Here is a 16773-nt window from a genome sequence, read left to right on the forward strand (position 1 = left end):
GGTTCGCTGCAATTGAGTTGAATATATTTCAGATCATCAATTGATAACCCATGCTAGTGCACGCATGTAACGTGTGCAGTTTTATATCAATAAGTATGTTTTCTGCTATGGCTTGATATGAGAAATATGCGCACTAATAAAGGAATTTCTTTTTTGCTTCGTCACTTACAGGAGTAAAAAGTTAATCAAATTCCCGTCCGGATCACGAAATAATAATGAACGATTACCCCAAGGCATGGTTGTAGGCTTTTGAACAATTTCGCTTGTTAAATCTTTAATTCGCTCATAATCATCATCCACATTTTTAACAATAAACTCTATGATAATACTTTTGTTAGTTGCAGGTTCGGCAACCCCTACCCGCCTAGCGGCACCTTTCCTTTAGAAGATAAATGCCTTATTTGTTAATTTTCAGCTCTTAGCAGGATAGATCAGGATGGGTTAACAAAATAAAAGTCATAACCTCGTAATTACAATTAACCAGATATATTCAAAAAGCTTAAAAAACCAATTATGAGTGGTCAGTGGTATGATTTTGCATTGAAATTCAATTCAAAATAGCTTGCCAGATCTAAAAAAACAAAACAACCAAGCCAAAACTATTTTCTGCTTTAAAAATTAGCACCGGAAACCTTTTATCACAAGTAATTTACAAAGCCAATTGATCAGGGATAGCCATGATTTTTTATTGACTCATGCTTAAAATCCTTTTTTATTAAAGGGTAATACGGCACATTTAATTAACAAACTAACCAGGCTCAAAATCTTAACCTTGCCGAGCAAGAATACAATACCAACTAACTAAATATATCAAATCAATAATCAAAAACTATGTATTTCACTTTACATTCAAAGCCACATCACCGGCAAAATGCATCCGGAGGTAAAAAATTCCTGATTATGGGAATTTCTGCACTTTCATTGCTGATGGCAGGCACTTCGGCTCAGGCAGCCTTCACTTTTAAAAATGAACCGCTCATCATTAAAAAAGGAATCAGGAATTTTGATGAGACAGTAAAAGGAAAAATTACAGACGACAAAGGCGAAACACTCGTAGGTGTAATTGTTAAGGTTAAGAATACAACTTTAGTAACTACAACTGATGCAAACGGTGCATTCTCCATTACCATTCCTTCGGGCACCACCAACCCTGTTCTGGTGATTTCATATGTGGGGTATACCACTCAGGAAGTTCCTGTAAATGGCAGGGCAAATATTACGATCCAGATCAAAAGTGCCATTAACGACTTAGAAGAAATTGTGGTGGTAGGCTACAACACGGTGAAGAAAAGTGATTTAACAGGTGCAGTAGTAAGTGTTGGTGCAGAAGAAATTAGATCAAGACCAGTTACCAATGCTTTGCAAGCCATTCAAGGTAAAGCTGCCGGTGTGGATATCACTTCAAATGAGCGCCCGGGACAATTGGGAAGCATCCTGATTCGTGGGGTAAGATCGCTTACGGCCAGTAATTCACCATTATATGTGGTTGATGGAATTCCCTTGCAGGCAGGCGGTATCGAGGCGATTAACCCTAATGACATTGAATCCATTGATATTTTAAAGGATGCTTCAGCTACTGCAATTTATGGATCTCGTGGCGCCAATGGTGTGGTTTTAGTCACCACCAAAAAAGGTAAAGCCGGAAGGTTAACCTTGGATTATGTGGGTACTGCAACCATCGAAACCTTGAATGACCGAATGGATATGATGAATTCTGGCGAGTACATTGAATTTCGCCGTGATGCTTATCGCCGTACGGCATATTTAAACTCTGTAAACGGAACAAATACACAGCCTATTTATGATTATCCTGTTATCGCGACACAAGCTGCCGATAGAGAAATTTTTAAACAAGACCCTAATATGCTGACCAATCTGGATAAAGGATGGGTAAATGGCGTATTTGATGGCAGTTTAGTACCCACAACAGATTGGGGTGATCTGGTAACCAGAACGGGAGTTACACAAGATCATGTTTTAAGTGTAAGCGGTGGTACAGATAAAATTAAAGCTTATGGATCTTTTGGCTACTTAAATCAAACAGGCACACAACTCGGTCAGGATTTTGAAAGATACAGTGGCAAATTAAGTGTGGAGATAAATCCGGTAAAATGGTTTAAAATGGGTGCAAACCTTACGGCAACTTATGGTCTACAAAACTATGGTTTTCAGGCAGCCAGTGCATCCGGTGCAGGAAACATTTATGCAGCCGCACGAGGCATGCTTCCTTTAGCCATTCCATATGATGCAAATGGCAACAGAATTAATTTACCAGGTGGAGACATCAACATCCAGAATCCGGTTTTAGAAGCAGATTACAACATCAATCTTCGTAAAACTTTAAGAACCCTGGGTTCGGTTTTTGCTGAAGTAAACTTACTGAAAGGCTTAAAATACCGCATAAACTTTGGTCCGGATTTCTCGAATTTTTACAATGGCCGATATCAGGATGCTAAATCTGTTAATCGTGATGCTGGTGTACCGGGGTCAATTAACAACTATGCACAGTTGAATCAGAGCAACAGATTTGCTTACACTTTGGATCATTTATTATATTATGATAAAACCATTAACAAGCATAATTTTGGGGTAACCTTGTTGCAAAGTTCATCCTCCTTCCGTGAAGAATCTTCCTCATTAACCGGAAGCAAAATCTCCTTACCCAATTCACTTTGGTATGGTTTAAACACCGGAAATATTACTGGCTTAGATGCCTTTGATACCAACTTAAGGAAATCAACCTTGGTTTCTTACATGGCCAGGGCCAACTACAGTTTTAATAGTAAATACCTATTAACGGCATCAGCACGCTGGGATGGTGCGTCGCAGCTTGCAGCAGGAAACAAATGGGACTTCTTCCCTTCTGCAGCATTGGCCTGGAGACTAGAGCAGGAAGATTTCATGAAAAACATTAAATGGGTAGATCAGTTAAAATTGAGATTAGGCGTTGGTAGCACAGGTAACTCATCAGTAGATATTGGTAGCACACTTGGCCTTTTGCAACCCTTAACTTACACTTATGGCAGTTCCGCCCAAACCGGCTATGTTTCTTCAGATGCTTCATTAGCCAACCCCATTCCATTACCAAATAAATTATTAAGCTGGGAAAAAACCTTACAATATAATTTAGGTTTAGATTTCGATATTTTAAAAGGAAGAATAAGCGGATCACTGGATGTTTATAAATCAAAAACAACAGATTTAATTTTGCTTAAAAAAATCGCTTCAGTTAATGGTTATACTACTTCTTACGATAATATTGGCTCAACCAAAAACAAAGGTCTTGATTTGACCTTAAATACCGTCAATATTAAAACCAAAGATTTTACCTGGGAATCTACTTTGAATTTCTCAACCAGCAAAGATGAAATTGTTAAATTAGACAATGGCGACATGGTTATCGATCGTTTCTTCATTGGACAAAGGAATGGCGTGGCCTATGATTTTGTGAAAGAAGGCATCTGGCAAAATACGCCTGAAGATCTGGCTGAAATTGCAAAATATAAACTAAATGGCGTAACGTTTAGTCCAGGTAGCATTAAGGTTAAAGATTTAAATGGCGATTATAAAATAGATGCCAACAATGACCGCCAGATTTTGGGCCATTATAATCCAAGCTGGACAGGTGGTTTAACCAATACATTTGGCTATAAGCAATTTGATTTATCAATTTTTATTATTGCCCGTTACAATTTTCTTATTCAAACCGGAGCAGAGGCACTTCAGGGTCGTTTTGCCCAACGTGTGGTAGATTATTGGACGCCAACTAACCCAACGAATGATTATCCAGCACCAAATTATGCCAGTGCCAGCGGAGATCAATATGTGAGCGCTTTAAACTATCAGGATGCTTCCTTTATTAAAATCAGAAATATTTCTTTGGGCTATAATTTTACATCAGAGCTCGCTAAGAAATTAACCTTATCTCGATTAAGAATTTATGCACAGGCCATTAACCCGGGTTTAATTTATTCAAAAGTGAAGTGGATTGATCCTGATTTAGGTGGTTCTACTTTTAACAGAGGATTTGTTTTCGGCATTAACGCTAGCTTCTAACCAAAATAACATGAAAAAGATTATAAATATACTATCAGGGATGGTCCTGTTAAGTGGGTTGATGATTCTACCAACATCCTGCAAAAAAAGCTTTTTAGATGAAGAGGTCATTAACTCACACAATACCTCAGACTTTCAAACTTCATTGGGTCTTGATGGCTTAGTGATTGGAATGTACCAGAGTTTAAAGTTTCATTTCAACTATACCTGGGCTTATACCACGACCAATTATGGCGTAGATGAATTTACGGTTGGCGGAGACCGGACAGAGCAAATGTTTAACTCTTACGATGGAAACTTCAATTCACTTTCAGGTGATGTTGCTTCCGTTTGGGATAATATGTATGGCAGCATCAACTCTGCAAACATCGTCATTAAAAACGTGCCCGTTTACTATGAAGGTGCAAACAAAAATACCCGCTTGGGCGAAGGCTATTTCATGCGGGCTTTTGATTATTTTAAACTGGTTAAGCAATTTGGAGCAGTTCCTCTAAAATTAGAACCTTCTGAAACCATTCAGGAGGAATTTACCAGAAGTCCTGCGAAAGATATTTATGCACAAATTATTCAGGATTTTACACAAGCTTATGAATTATTGCCGACCACAGTTACAGAAACCGGTAGAATTTCTAAAGGTGCGGCTGCACACTTTTTAGCAAAAGCATACCTTTTCCGTGCGAGTGAAATTAACAATGACTGGAACAGTGATACCAAAACGGTTGACTTACAAAATGCCATCAAATATGCTGACCTGGTGATTAACAGTGGCAGTTATACACTTGCTACTAATTACAGTGATTTATGGAATTTTACCACGGTTGATGGTCCAAATGAAACCAATAAGGAAGTGATACTTGCAGCTCAATTTTCAAATAACATCACTACTCAAGGCCGTTATGGGAATCAAATTCACCTATATTATCCATCCGTTTATCAAACACTTCCGGGCATGGTACGCGATCTTGCAGGAGGTCGTGAGTTTCAGCGTTTAAGATCTACTGATTATGCAGTTGATGTTTTTGACCGGGTAAATGATTCCAGGTTCTGGAAAAGTTTTAAAACGAGATATGTTTCCAATAACCCGGCAAGTGCACCAAAATGGACTGCTGCAACAGCACCAACACCAGCTCAGGTGGGTCAGGCTAAATTTGTTGGTGGCGAGGAAGCTGTTTTATATATTGTGAATAATGCCGGCGATACCAGATATACCCCTTTGATTGCTAATGCCACTAATCCACTGGCTACTGATCTTGGCCGCCGTAAACCAACCATGTTTGTCAGGTATTTTGCAGGCCAGCCACAGAGCTATCTAAATGCACATGGTAACTACGGGGTTAGCCAGTTTGTGGCACTATCTAAATTTATGGATGGATCAAGAAATTTAGTAGCTTCTCAATTTGGACAGCGAGATGGCATTATGGCTCGTTTAGCCGAAACCTATCTTATAGCTGCTGAAGCCTATGGAAGATTAGGCCAATATGCACAAGCCATTCCATACTTAAATAAAGTAAGAGATCGGGCTGCTTATAAAGATGGTGAAAACAGGGAAAGTTATCTTGATGGAGGTATCTCATACAAAACAAATCCGGCAACCAATGCCACAGCGCTTTCATCCTATTCTGATAAAAATACCTATTTCGAATCCAATAATATTCCGGTTACTACAGCTAATACACTAACCGCTATGCACTTAAACAGTGATGGAGATATCTTTAATTCCAACAGAGAATTTTTTGATAAAATCGGGGCAACCGCTCAAAGCGATAAATTTATTGCCTTTGTATTGAATGAAAGATCGAGAGAATTAATGGGTGAGCTACAGCGATGGGAAGATCTTGCCCGCACCAAAACTTTGGTGGCGCGTACGGCAGCATTTAACAGTGAAGCTAAACCTATTGAAGGCAAGCATTATTTACGCCCAATTCCTCAGTCATTTTTAGATGTGATTAAAAACAACGGAAATGCTTTAAGCCCTGCTCAAAAACAGGCGATGCAAAATCCAGGTTGGTAATCCAATACATTTTATATTGACTTAAGCGCAATCGGCAATCTGCTGATTGCGCTTTTTATTTAAAAATTTATCCATTTGTAACAGATCAATGGCACGTCTTACAGGATGGAACAGGACAGTACAGCCATTAAAAAATGGTAAAATCGTATTCGTTTTTAACCAAATATTATTGATTACAATCAGATTTTGCATGTTAGTCAGCATAGATTGATTACTTATCTGACCATTACATTAACGCAAATCCTTTCACTTATCCCATGATGAAAAATCAGCTCGTATTCTTTCTTTTAATTTTAGGATTCTTTGAATCGGTAAATGTTAGCCAGGCCCAAACCCGTGCTGACATCAAAATTAACTTCGATAAAAATGTTGCAGAAATGAAACCTGTATGGGCTTGGTTTGGATACGATGAGCCTAACTTCACGTATATGAAGGATGGCCAGAAACTGCTGACGGATATTTCAAAGTTAAGTCCTGTTCCTGTTTACGTTCGTGCCCATAATTTATTAACTTCTGGTGATGGCACACCCGCTTTGAAATGGGGTTCTTCAAATGCATATACGGAAGATAAAAATGGGAATCCGGTTTACAACTGGACGATTACAGACCGCATTTTTGATACCTATGTTAAACGAGGCATGAAACCGCTGGCTCAAATTGGCTTTATGCCTGAAGCTTTATCTACAAAACCTATCCCCTACCAGCATCAATGGAAACCTGGAATGCGTTATGAGGAAATCATGACCGGATGGTCTTATCCACCTAAAGATTACCAGAAATGGGGCAACCTGGTGTATGAATGGGTGAAGCATTGTGTACAAAGATATGGACAAAAAGAAGTAGAAAGCTGGTATTGGGAAGTTTGGAATGAACCTGATGGTGTTTACTGGAAAAGTACCCAGGACGATTTTTTTAAATTATATGATTATGCTGCTGATGGTTTAAAAAGGGCATTACCAACCGCAAAAATTGGTGGCGCGAATGTTACGGGTGGCGGTAGTAAATATCTTGATGCTTTTATCAGCCATTGCCTAACCGGAACCAATTATGTAACAGGCAAAACAGGTTCACCACTAGATGCGGTTTTGTTCCATGCCAAAGGCTCACCTAAATTCGTGGATGGTACTGTGGTGATGAATATTCGTGCCGAACTTCAAAATGTAGCAGCCAACTATAAAGTAATTAGCAAATACCCACAGTTAAAAAATATTCCGGTCATTATTGGGGAATTTGATCCAGAAGGTTGTGCAGCCTGTGGCATGTCTACGAACCCGGAAAATGCATACCGAAATGGCACCATGTACTCCAGTTATACCGCAGCATCATTTGCCAGATTGTATGAATTAACTGATCAGTATAAGATTAACCTTTTGGGTGCCGTTAGCTGGTCTTTTGAGTTTGAGAACCAACCTTGGTTTGCCGGCTTTAGAGATCTCGCTACGAATGGCATCAACAAACCTGTTTTAAATGTATTCAAAATGTTCGGCATGATGAAAGGAAACCGTGTTGAGGTGCAAAGCAATCAGATGTATCCCCTTAAAACTGTACTGGATTCGAGTATTAGAAAATCTGCTCCTGATGTTGGTGTGCTAGCTTCAAGAGATCAGAAATCAGCTACTGTTTTAATCTGGAATTATCACGATGTGGATAAAAAGGGAGTCAAAGATACCGTATCCATCTCTTTAAACGGCCTTGGCAAAAAGACTGTAGAAATTACGCATTACCGCATTGATGATGAACATAGTAATGCGTATGAAACATGGAAAAATATGGGCTCACCGCAACAACCAACAGCAGCACAAATTGCTATGCTAGAAAAATCCAGCCAGTTAAAAACCATTGGAAAAGCTATAAAATATGATACCAGCGCTGGTCCGTTTGTTTTTGAATTACCCAGACAAGGTGTTTCCTTGTTGAGTGTAAGATAATTTGACTTACGAAGTTTCGGTGGGATTTGCGATGGGGAACTTCGTAAGTCTTATTATGTATCAATCACATTTAATCTAATGGTTGGTGTCTCACCAACCAGTTTAAGCTTTATCAGGTTAATGTGTTAATCCTATTGAATTTGTATGCATGATTTTTTCGGTCGGTGAGACACCAACCGATAGATGAGTCTTATATGTTTTATAAATTGCCTTTAAACTGGCGAAGTCTTGCTCCGCTCTGCCCTTTGAGACTTCGCAAGTTAACTATTCGACTTACGAAGTTTCGGTGGGATTTGCATTAGGAAACTTCGTAAGTCTTAAGTTGAATCTTAATCTAATGCTTGGTGTATCACCTCAGTTGTTAGGAAGATTATATAGTAGTTTAAATTATACAGCTATGAGGTAAACTCCACTCCTAATTTAGGAGGGGCAGGGGGTGGTTAACCATTCAATAGCAGTTTTCAATTGACAAATCATAATATTCCGAACACTTATGGTACCTCACCAACCTGTTTAAGTTTTAATTTTTTCGGTCGGTGAGACACCAACCGATAGATGAAAACCATTGGAAAAGCTGTAAAATATGATACCAGCGCTGGCCCATTCGTTTTTGAATTACCCAGACAAGGCGTTTCCTTGTTGAGTGTAAGATAATTCGACTTACGAAGTTTTGGTGGGATTTGCGATGGGGAACTTCGTAAGTCTTATTATGTATCAATCATTTAATCTAATGGTTGGTGTCTCACCAACCAGTTTAAGCTTTATCAGGTTAATGTGTTAATCCTATTGAATTTGTATGCATGATTTTTTCGGTCGGTGAGACACCAACCGATAGATGAGTCTTATCATGTGTTATAAATTGCATTTAAGCTGGCGAAGTCTTGCTGCGCTCCTGGCCTTTGAGACTTCGTAAGTTAATGAACTATCGGCTTTCCATTCACCACCACATTTTCAAATTTTACATCCTCATACTTATTCTTAAGCACCGGATTTGGAGTCGTGACTTCTACATTTTTGAAACTAAAATCAGCTACCTGATCCAGCGGATTTCCCTGCATTTCTCCAAATTTTGAACTTTTAACTTTGATATTGGAGAGCTTAATATTTTTAATGATGCCGAACGGTTTTGCCTCACTTCCACCTAAATCAAAAAACTGACTCCAGGGGTTTAAATCAATCACTGCCCCACAAGTTCCTGAGATGTTATCGATGGTGATATTTTCAAATAACTGGAAAGTATCTCCACGCATTTTAAATTTTAAAATCGGGCAATTATTTTCTACGACGCAATTTTTCATCGTAATATTTTTTGCATGTATACATTCGCTTCCAATGGTCAGCGTAGCATGTGATGGGCCAAAAGTACAGTTCTCAATCAAAACATCTTCGACAATTCCGTTTTCAGGTAATTGATGTGCGGTAGTTCCTTTTCCACCCTTAATTACAATGGCATCATCATTAACTGAAATGTAGCAATTTCTAATCCTGACATCCTTGCAAACATCAAGATCTATTCCATCAGAACTGGGTGCAGGAACAGGCTTAAAAGGCGATTGAATATTGGTGTCTTCCACCAACACATCATTACATTGATACAAGTGGGTTGTCCAGAAACCAGAATTACGCAGTTTTACCTGCTGGATTTTAACATGATCACTCTTCCAGATAAAAATTAAACGTGGGCGACTGACTTCAAGATTGGTTGACTTTTTACCCATTTTCTTCATTTCCTCTCGATGAGCCCAGAAAGTTTTCCAAAACCTCAAACCATTTCCATTGATGGTACCCGGTCCTTTAATGCTGAATCCATCTACACCATAAGCATTGATTAAAGCCGCAAAATAACGGAGACTTTGCCCTTCCATTCGGGAAGGAATAAATGGATAATCCTTAATCTCATCCGAACCTTTCAATACCGCCCCTTCTTGCAATACCAAGCTGGTTTTTTTCTTAAAAAACAATGCTCCTGTTAAATAAGTTCCTTTTGGAATGACAATTACACCACCGCCTTTAGCAAAAGCCTTATCAATCACTTTTTGAATTGCTTTCGTCTGAATGATCGTGCTATCTGTCCTCGCGCCATATCGAATAATATCATATTCCTGTGCCTTTACGGGATGTAAAAACGCTATAAGTAAGGTAAAAATGTACAATGATTTCATCATATTTTTAAAGGATAATCTGCTCAATTTTAATTATACGGCGTAATCAACACCGGACCGATCAAACCTGAAGGCATTACTGACCAGTTTGAAGCATCGAAAGGTTTATAATCAATGTTTACAAAATTAATTTCATGATAATTTCTCCATGGAATTTTCCTGATATCCATATCCCGGATGCGGTTGGCCATGAGGTTAACCACCTCTATTTTGATGGTATTATCGCCTGGTTTTAAATACTGACCAATACGGGCCTCAAACGGGATGCTCCATAAAATCCCAACCTCTTTTCCATTCACCCATACTTTAGCACTTTCATCTACCTGCCCAAGGCTCAGTACATATTCTTTTGCGGTTTTTGCCGACAACACAAAATGACTGTTGTACACCCCTGTTCCAGAGAATGCTGTTAGTTTTGGATCTTTTAAATCTGTCCAGGAAACTAATTTATTTAATTTCTGATCGGCTGGAAGCACTGGTCCACCCGCTGTAAAGTGAAGTGTCCATGGATGGGTTAGTGCAATAGGTTTTGCCGCTTGGTTAAGATACTTCCATGCTACATTTTGGGTTTTATTAGAAACATTCAGAAAAAGTGATTGCCCCGATTTAATCTGCACCCGAACCTGATTGCCTTTCATGGCCCCCGAACCAATTGATCCATTTTGCGGATCCATAATCACCACTTTTCCCTTGACATTGACGGTTAAATAAGTATCCACATCTTTCGCCGTATGGTTCACCAGATAATAATAAGTATCGCTGTTGTTTTTTCGCCTGATAAATTTCAGGCCTATATCTGTAAGTGTTTCTCGATTAATATGACGCAAACTAAGTGCCTCTTGCACATTATTAGCTAAAATAATTTCTCCATTTCCGGTTTTAAAACTCGAAATGCCATTTCCATCTGGTTGAAAGCCCAAACTCGCCAATGTCGATTTCAGCTTCGTTCTCCTGTTCTCTAAATCATTTAAACCAGGTACATCCTTTGGCAATTGCTGAAAAATAACCGTTGCGCCTTTATTTGCCAATTGTATAATATGATCCAACGTTTCCAGGTTCATCATTTTACTTTCCGGAATAATCAAGACTTTGTAAGGTGATGCATTTTCTGAAGTCTGTAGTAAGTGATCAACAGTTGTAGCTCGATTTAATACCCGGTCAGAAGCAAAATCGTATGCATAACCTACCTTTGATAAGTCTTTAGCCAGTTTATAAAACGCCGTTGGATGTAACCACTCATCTACATCATGTACTTTCAGCGGCATATCTAAACCTTTTGCTTTGTTCCATACATCATAAATTGGCCAATAAATCAGCAGTTCGTTATCGGGTTTTCCTGATTGTAAAATGGATTGACACCTGGCAATGTATTGATTAAGTCCATTGACATGTGGCCATAAGCTGTTATTGGGATTCATTTCTACGGAAGCATAAAATAACCATCCCGGCCAGGCTATATCTTTTGGAGAATTGGTGGTACCATGGTAGAAAACATGATTAATGCCTGATAGAAACAGCTGCTCGGCCTCTGGTTTGCACTGTGAATAAGACGTTTTAAAATGCTCAGTTAGCCAGGTAAACGTTTCCGAAGAAACCAGTGTTTTGCCATTGGTATGCGCTGCAGATGAAGCAAACTTACTCATAATCGGGTCTGGATCTACATTTCTGATATCTGCAGTGTCCCGGCGCAAACCGGGAATATCAAACGCACTAGAACCAAAGGTTTCTGTTTCCGGGATATCTACTGCACCGTAGAGATCGAGCAGATTACCCGGTGAGCCATGCGATTGATTTCTAGTGAGTGACTTTAAACCATGCGCCCAATTGGTCCAGTTTTTAGTAAAATTATTGAGCAACAGTTCATCCATCGTTTCCCGGTAGTCGGATTTTAAACGGGCAATATTTTCATCCGTACTGTCATTACTTGCAAGCTCTTTGAGGTGCTTTTCCAATTCATAGCCCCTGTTTTTTTTAAATTCACTGAAAAATGTTGGTGTCCAGGTTGCACCATAAACTTCATAGCTATCATTAAAAAACGATCTGATGCCTTGTGGTTTATGAGCAAAAGAATCTGTAAACCGTTTCAAATACACATCAACAGATTTTTGATCCAGGTGATCAAGTGTAAAACCCGCTCCACCCGGTGCAGCCCTTTTCACCATCTGCCTGGTTTTGCCCGCAAAAGCGGCATAAATATTCCAAACATCAGATTTTGGCGACCAGGATAAAGTACCATCTTTTTGAAGTAAAGGGAGCAGGTTTTCTGCTTGCTCATTCGGACCATAAGCTGTTACAGCCTGTAAGATGGCAAAATCCTGCTTTGCTTCTTTTACCTTTACGGGTTCACGCAGTTGTTCACCAGCATTCAATTTATAATCCTGAATGATCAGTTTGGTTGCTGCATATTCCGGTTTAATTTGCGGACCACCAAATGGCCAGCCTGTTCCTGTATTCATATCCACTCCCATTCCTAAAGCATTTGCTTTTTTCACAGTGTGGTGAAGTGCATTCAACCAGGCGGGTGAAAGGAATTGCAGATATTGTTTCTCGAAACCAACAGCACCATAAATGGGCGTTACTTCTACCCCACCTAAACCAGCAGCGGCATATTTTTGTAAAACATAATCAAGATTCTGGTCGTCAACAGCATTTCCCATCCACCACCACCTTGTCCATGGTTTCATTTGATTTTCAATCTTTGGCCAAGACACCATTTTTTTTGCTGGCACTTGTGCTTTTGCCATGTTAAAGACAGCAATACCAACTAAAAGACAAACAATAAATCTTTTCATTTTATCAGACTTAGTCAAGATGAAATACCAGTGTTAAAGGCTGGGATACGGGAGAATGATCTGGGTTTGTTTCCATAATATCTGCCATGTAAGTCCACCATTTTTGAACAATTTCGGTGCTTCCGAGGTCTTGTGATGAATTTCCATTTTGTTGCTGAACCGAGAACAAGGTGTTTGTTTCTTCATCTAAAAAGATAGAATAATCGCTTACGCCATTTTCTTTTAATAACGCTGAGAGTTCAGGCCAGATTTCATCGTGGCGCTTTTTATATTCTTCTTCGAAACCTGGCTTGAGTTTCATTTTAAAGGCGATTTTCATTTGTTTTTCTTTTAAATTTTTAACTGAGCATACTGTTTACTGTCATGCTGAGGAACGATGCATTCCTAATCCATACACACCATAACCTCAAACTTCCCACCAACTACTTTCTACAAACTCAACAGCCTATTTTCCATCGCTTGCAGATTCTTCGCTGCGTTCTGAATGACATCTGAACTCATGTCATGCTGAGGCACGAAGCATCCCTAACCCATAAGCACTGCATTTCAAACTCACCACCAACTACTTCCCACAAATTCAACGGTCTGTTTTCCATTGCTTGCAGATTCTTCACTGCGTTCTGAATGACACCCGAGGTCTGTCATGCTAAGGCACGAAGCATCCCTAACCCATAAACACTGCACTTCAAACTCCACACCAACTACTTTCTACAAACTCAACGGCCTGTTTTCCATCGCTTGCAGATTCTTCACTTCATTCTGAATAACATCAAAGGCCTGTCATGCTGAGGCACGAAGCATCCCTAACCCATAAACACTGCACTTCAAACTCCACACCAACTAATTCTACAAACTCAACGGCCTGTTTTCCATCGCTTGCAGATTCTTCACTCCGTTCTGAATGACACCCGAGGTCTGTCATGCTGAGGAACGAAGCATCCCTAACCCATAAACACTGCATTTCAAACTCCACACCAACTGCTTTCTACAAACTCAACGGCCTGTTTTCCATCGCTTGCAGATTCTTCACTGCGTTCTGAATGACATTAGAGGTCATGTCATGCTGAGGAACGAAGCATCCCTAACTCATAAACACTGCACTTCAAACTCCACACCAACTAATTCTGCAAACTTAACGGCCTGTTTTCCATCGCTTGCAGATTCTTCAATGCGTTCTGAATGACACATCAAAGGTCATGTCATGCTGAGGCACGAAGCATCCCTAACCTATAAGCACTTCATTTTAACCACCCCAACCCCTCCTAAATTAGGAGGGGAGTTTCCCTCATAGCTGCATAATGTAAACTACTCATCAATCTTCCGAGTAACTAAGGTGTTATCACAAACCAATTAGATAGATAAATCTAATTTATAGTTAAAATGATCTCTTCCTCGTTATTCCCTTCAGTCTTTATCCAAAGCACTTTATCTTTTCCATCATAATACCAACCTGTATTTATATCCAGCCGAGTAACATTTTTCACCAAAGTTACTTTCTTATTATTTTCAAAAACCTCCTTTGGCGTGATTGCTTTATTCCAATGAATTTTTGCCATATACTGATGCGTTGTCGGTTTAAATGCTCCTACTGGTTTCGCTATTTTTAAAACTAAACCACTCCTGTTTAATGATGAATTGATTTTTGTTATGGCAAAATTTCCAGCCTTATAGTTTGCACTTAGGTTATCATCCTCGTAAATTTCACAGTTCGATTCGCCATAAGGAAAAACATCCAACGTAATTACATCTACAGGTTTTTCACCTGCATAAGTCATTTTCGGCTGCATGGGAATAATACCACCCGCCTTCACAAAAAGCGGAATGGTATCTAATGGTGCCACCACATGGTGGTAACTTTTGCCTTCATACTTTTCGCTGGTCCAATAATTAAACCAGGTTCCTTCAGGTAAATAAACTGATCGGGTGATGGCACCTTTTGTAGTTACAGGTGCCACCATTAGGTTATCGCCAAACATATACTGATCGCCAATTTCATACACATTTTCATCATCCTGATGATTTATTACCAAAGCCCGCATCATGGGTAAACCCGTTTCGTATTGCTGGTGCATGCTGGTGTATAAATAAGGAAATAAACGGTAACGCAAAAGATCATACTTTTTAAAATTCCTCAGGGCATCTTCACCATAATTCCAGGGCTCTTTATAACCCGGATGATCCATCCCGAAAACCAAGGCAATGGGACTAAACATGCCAAACTGAACCCAACGAATGTACAATTCCGGATCGGCCTGATGCTCAAAACCACCCATACAATGTGCCCATGAACCTACACCAGATAGACCAACATTTAAACCTGCTTTAATTACAGGCGCAAAATACTGCCATTCACTCGGCCAGTCGCCAGCAAAAATATAAGGGTAACGCTGAATACCGGAATAACCTTCGCGGGTTTGGTTCAGCCCCCGGAAACCATTGAATTTTTCAAATGCTAAAAAAGGTGCTTTTGCATAAGCTATTGGAAAAACATTGTGTAATCGCTCAGCATCCTTTCCGGTAGGCCCAACTTTTTCGCTTTCATTGGCTAAAGCACCGAAAGCACTCCCTTCATCTGTTTTAAGAAATTTTGCCCCTAGTTTTGCTACACGCATTACGCCATTTTCCCACCACCATTGCGTGGCCTTTTCATCAAAGAAGTTCACAAACTCCCCGGGCTTTCCATTCTCTGGATAGGTGTATCCTTTCGCCTGCGCCTGATCCAGGAGGTTGAGTTTTTTTGCATTATCAAACCGTGGACGAAGGTGCAAACCTACCATTTTATAATTCATGGCATAAATGCTATCAAACATTCCTTTAGGATCTTTAAAAGTCTCTCTCCATTCGAAAGAAGTGGCTCCTTTTCCGCCAATTTCTCCAAACAATCTCCAGGTGGAATCCAACCACAGTAAATCGACAGGAATGCCTAAGGCTCTATATTTTTTTGCCAGTTCAATCACATAACGATCGGATGTTTTTTCTTCATGCCCCCAGGTCCCACCGCTATAAGTGCCTGCATGCAAACCCAAAGCAAATTGTGGCAACATTGGCGACTTACCTGTTATCGAGGTATAAGCATTTAAAATGGATGGAAAGGTAGGGCCATATATAAAGTAATAATCCAATTCGCCATCTGCTGCGTTAAAACTGTACAGATTTTTATTCGTTGAGCCCATATCCCAGGTAGTGGAAAAAGAATTATGCAGAAAAATGCCATAACCTTTGGTACTCATAAAAAACGGAACCGGACAATAATTGGCTTCCAGAATATTGTAGGCACCGATTGCATGCGGCAAACCTTTTCCCCTACCAACATTTAAGGTGAGTTTTTTTAAGCGACGATCCATAAAATCCATGCGTTCGCCAAAACCGAAGAAATGCTCATCAGCCTGAAGGTTCTTGGTTACACCAACACTGGTATTATTTTTAAGCATTGAACCGCCCCGTTCAGATGTGAGAATTTTTCCGTTTAAATCGAAAACATCTATCTTAAAAGGAGCTTTATTAATCCTGATCTTCAACTTAGCTGTAGTCAATAAGAGTTGATCTTTCTGCTCTTCTACTTTTGCAATCACCTTTTCCCAATCGTATTTAATTACCATCAAGTTTTCATTGGGCTCAAACTGCCTATTCCAGCTGGTTCTGATCCTGAACATTTCAGGCGTACATAAATCAAGTTTAACCATGCCATTAGTGGTCGTTAATGAAATGGTATTACCCTGCCTTTTAAAGCCATTTTTGTAATCACCAATGGTTTGTCCAAAAGTGGCTGATGACAAAAGCACCAATAAAAAGGCTAAAAATTTATTCAACATGATGATTCTTTT

The 16773-nt window shown here is 39.5% G+C and carries 9 protein-coding genes; 3 read left to right on the forward strand and 6 right to left on the reverse strand.

Annotation, left to right across the window (positions count from 1 at the left end):
- Positions 1-165: 165 nt before the first annotated feature.
- Positions 166-300, reverse strand: coding sequence for a VOC family protein (locus EV200_RS12000; RefSeq protein WP_229676730.1), 135 nt, complete (start codon positions 298-300; stop codon positions 166-168).
- Positions 301-831: 531 nt separating this feature from the next.
- Here EV200_RS12000 and EV200_RS12005 point away from each other — a divergent pair.
- Positions 832-4056, forward strand: coding sequence for a SusC/RagA family TonB-linked outer membrane protein (locus tag EV200_RS12005; RefSeq protein ID WP_208864539.1), 3225 nt, complete (start codon positions 832-834; stop codon positions 4054-4056).
- Positions 4057-4066: 10 nt separating this feature from the next.
- On the forward strand, positions 4067-6067 hold the full coding sequence (locus EV200_RS12010; RefSeq protein ID WP_132532891.1) for a RagB/SusD family nutrient uptake outer membrane protein: 2001 nt from the start codon (positions 4067-4069) through the stop codon (positions 6065-6067).
- Positions 6068-6088: 21 nt separating this feature from the next.
- Here the strand turns inward: EV200_RS12010 and EV200_RS21890 are convergent, their stop codons facing one another.
- Positions 6089-6259, reverse strand: coding sequence for a hypothetical protein (locus tag EV200_RS21890; RefSeq protein WP_208864540.1), 171 nt, complete (start codon positions 6257-6259; stop codon positions 6089-6091).
- Positions 6260-6324: 65 nt separating this feature from the next.
- Here EV200_RS21890 and EV200_RS12015 point away from each other — a divergent pair, with 65 nt between their 5' ends.
- The gene (locus EV200_RS12015; protein WP_208864541.1) at positions 6325-7995 is read left to right on the forward strand and encodes a GH39 family glycosyl hydrolase; all 1671 of its coding nucleotides are present in this window, start codon (positions 6325-6327) and stop codon (positions 7993-7995) included.
- A 914-nt stretch (positions 7996-8909) separates the two neighbouring features.
- Here EV200_RS12015 and EV200_RS12020 read toward each other — a convergent pair.
- The 4 genes from EV200_RS12020 to EV200_RS12035 all read right to left on the reverse strand — a co-directional run bounded on the left by EV200_RS12020 (position 8910) and on the right by EV200_RS12035 (position 16761).
- Positions 8910-10160, reverse strand: coding sequence for a glycoside hydrolase family 28 protein (locus tag EV200_RS12020; RefSeq protein ID WP_229676729.1), 1251 nt, complete (start codon positions 10158-10160; stop codon positions 8910-8912).
- A gap of 26 nt (positions 10161-10186) precedes the next feature.
- Positions 10187-12949 carry a glycosyl hydrolase gene (locus tag EV200_RS12025; protein WP_229676728.1) on the reverse strand — a complete coding sequence of 921 codons (2763 nt, stop codon included), beginning with the start codon at positions 12947-12949 and terminating at the stop codon, positions 10187-10189.
- A 10-nt stretch (positions 12950-12959) separates the two neighbouring features.
- Positions 12960-13268, reverse strand: a complete 309-nt coding sequence (gene rhaM / locus EV200_RS12030) for an L-rhamnose mutarotase (RefSeq protein ID WP_132532893.1) — start codon at positions 13266-13268, stop codon at positions 12960-12962.
- Positions 13269-14313: 1045 nt separating this feature from the next.
- Positions 14314-16761: a glycoside hydrolase family 31 protein gene (locus EV200_RS12035; RefSeq protein ID WP_132532895.1), complete on the reverse strand. Its 2448-nt coding sequence runs from the start codon at positions 16759-16761 to the stop codon at positions 14314-14316.
- Positions 16762-16773 lie beyond the last annotated feature (12 nt).

The sequence above is a fragment of the Pedobacter psychrotolerans genome, assembly GCF_004340665.1.
In the GTDB taxonomy this organism is placed as follows: Bacteria; Bacteroidota; Bacteroidia; order Sphingobacteriales; family Sphingobacteriaceae; genus Pedobacter; species Pedobacter psychrotolerans.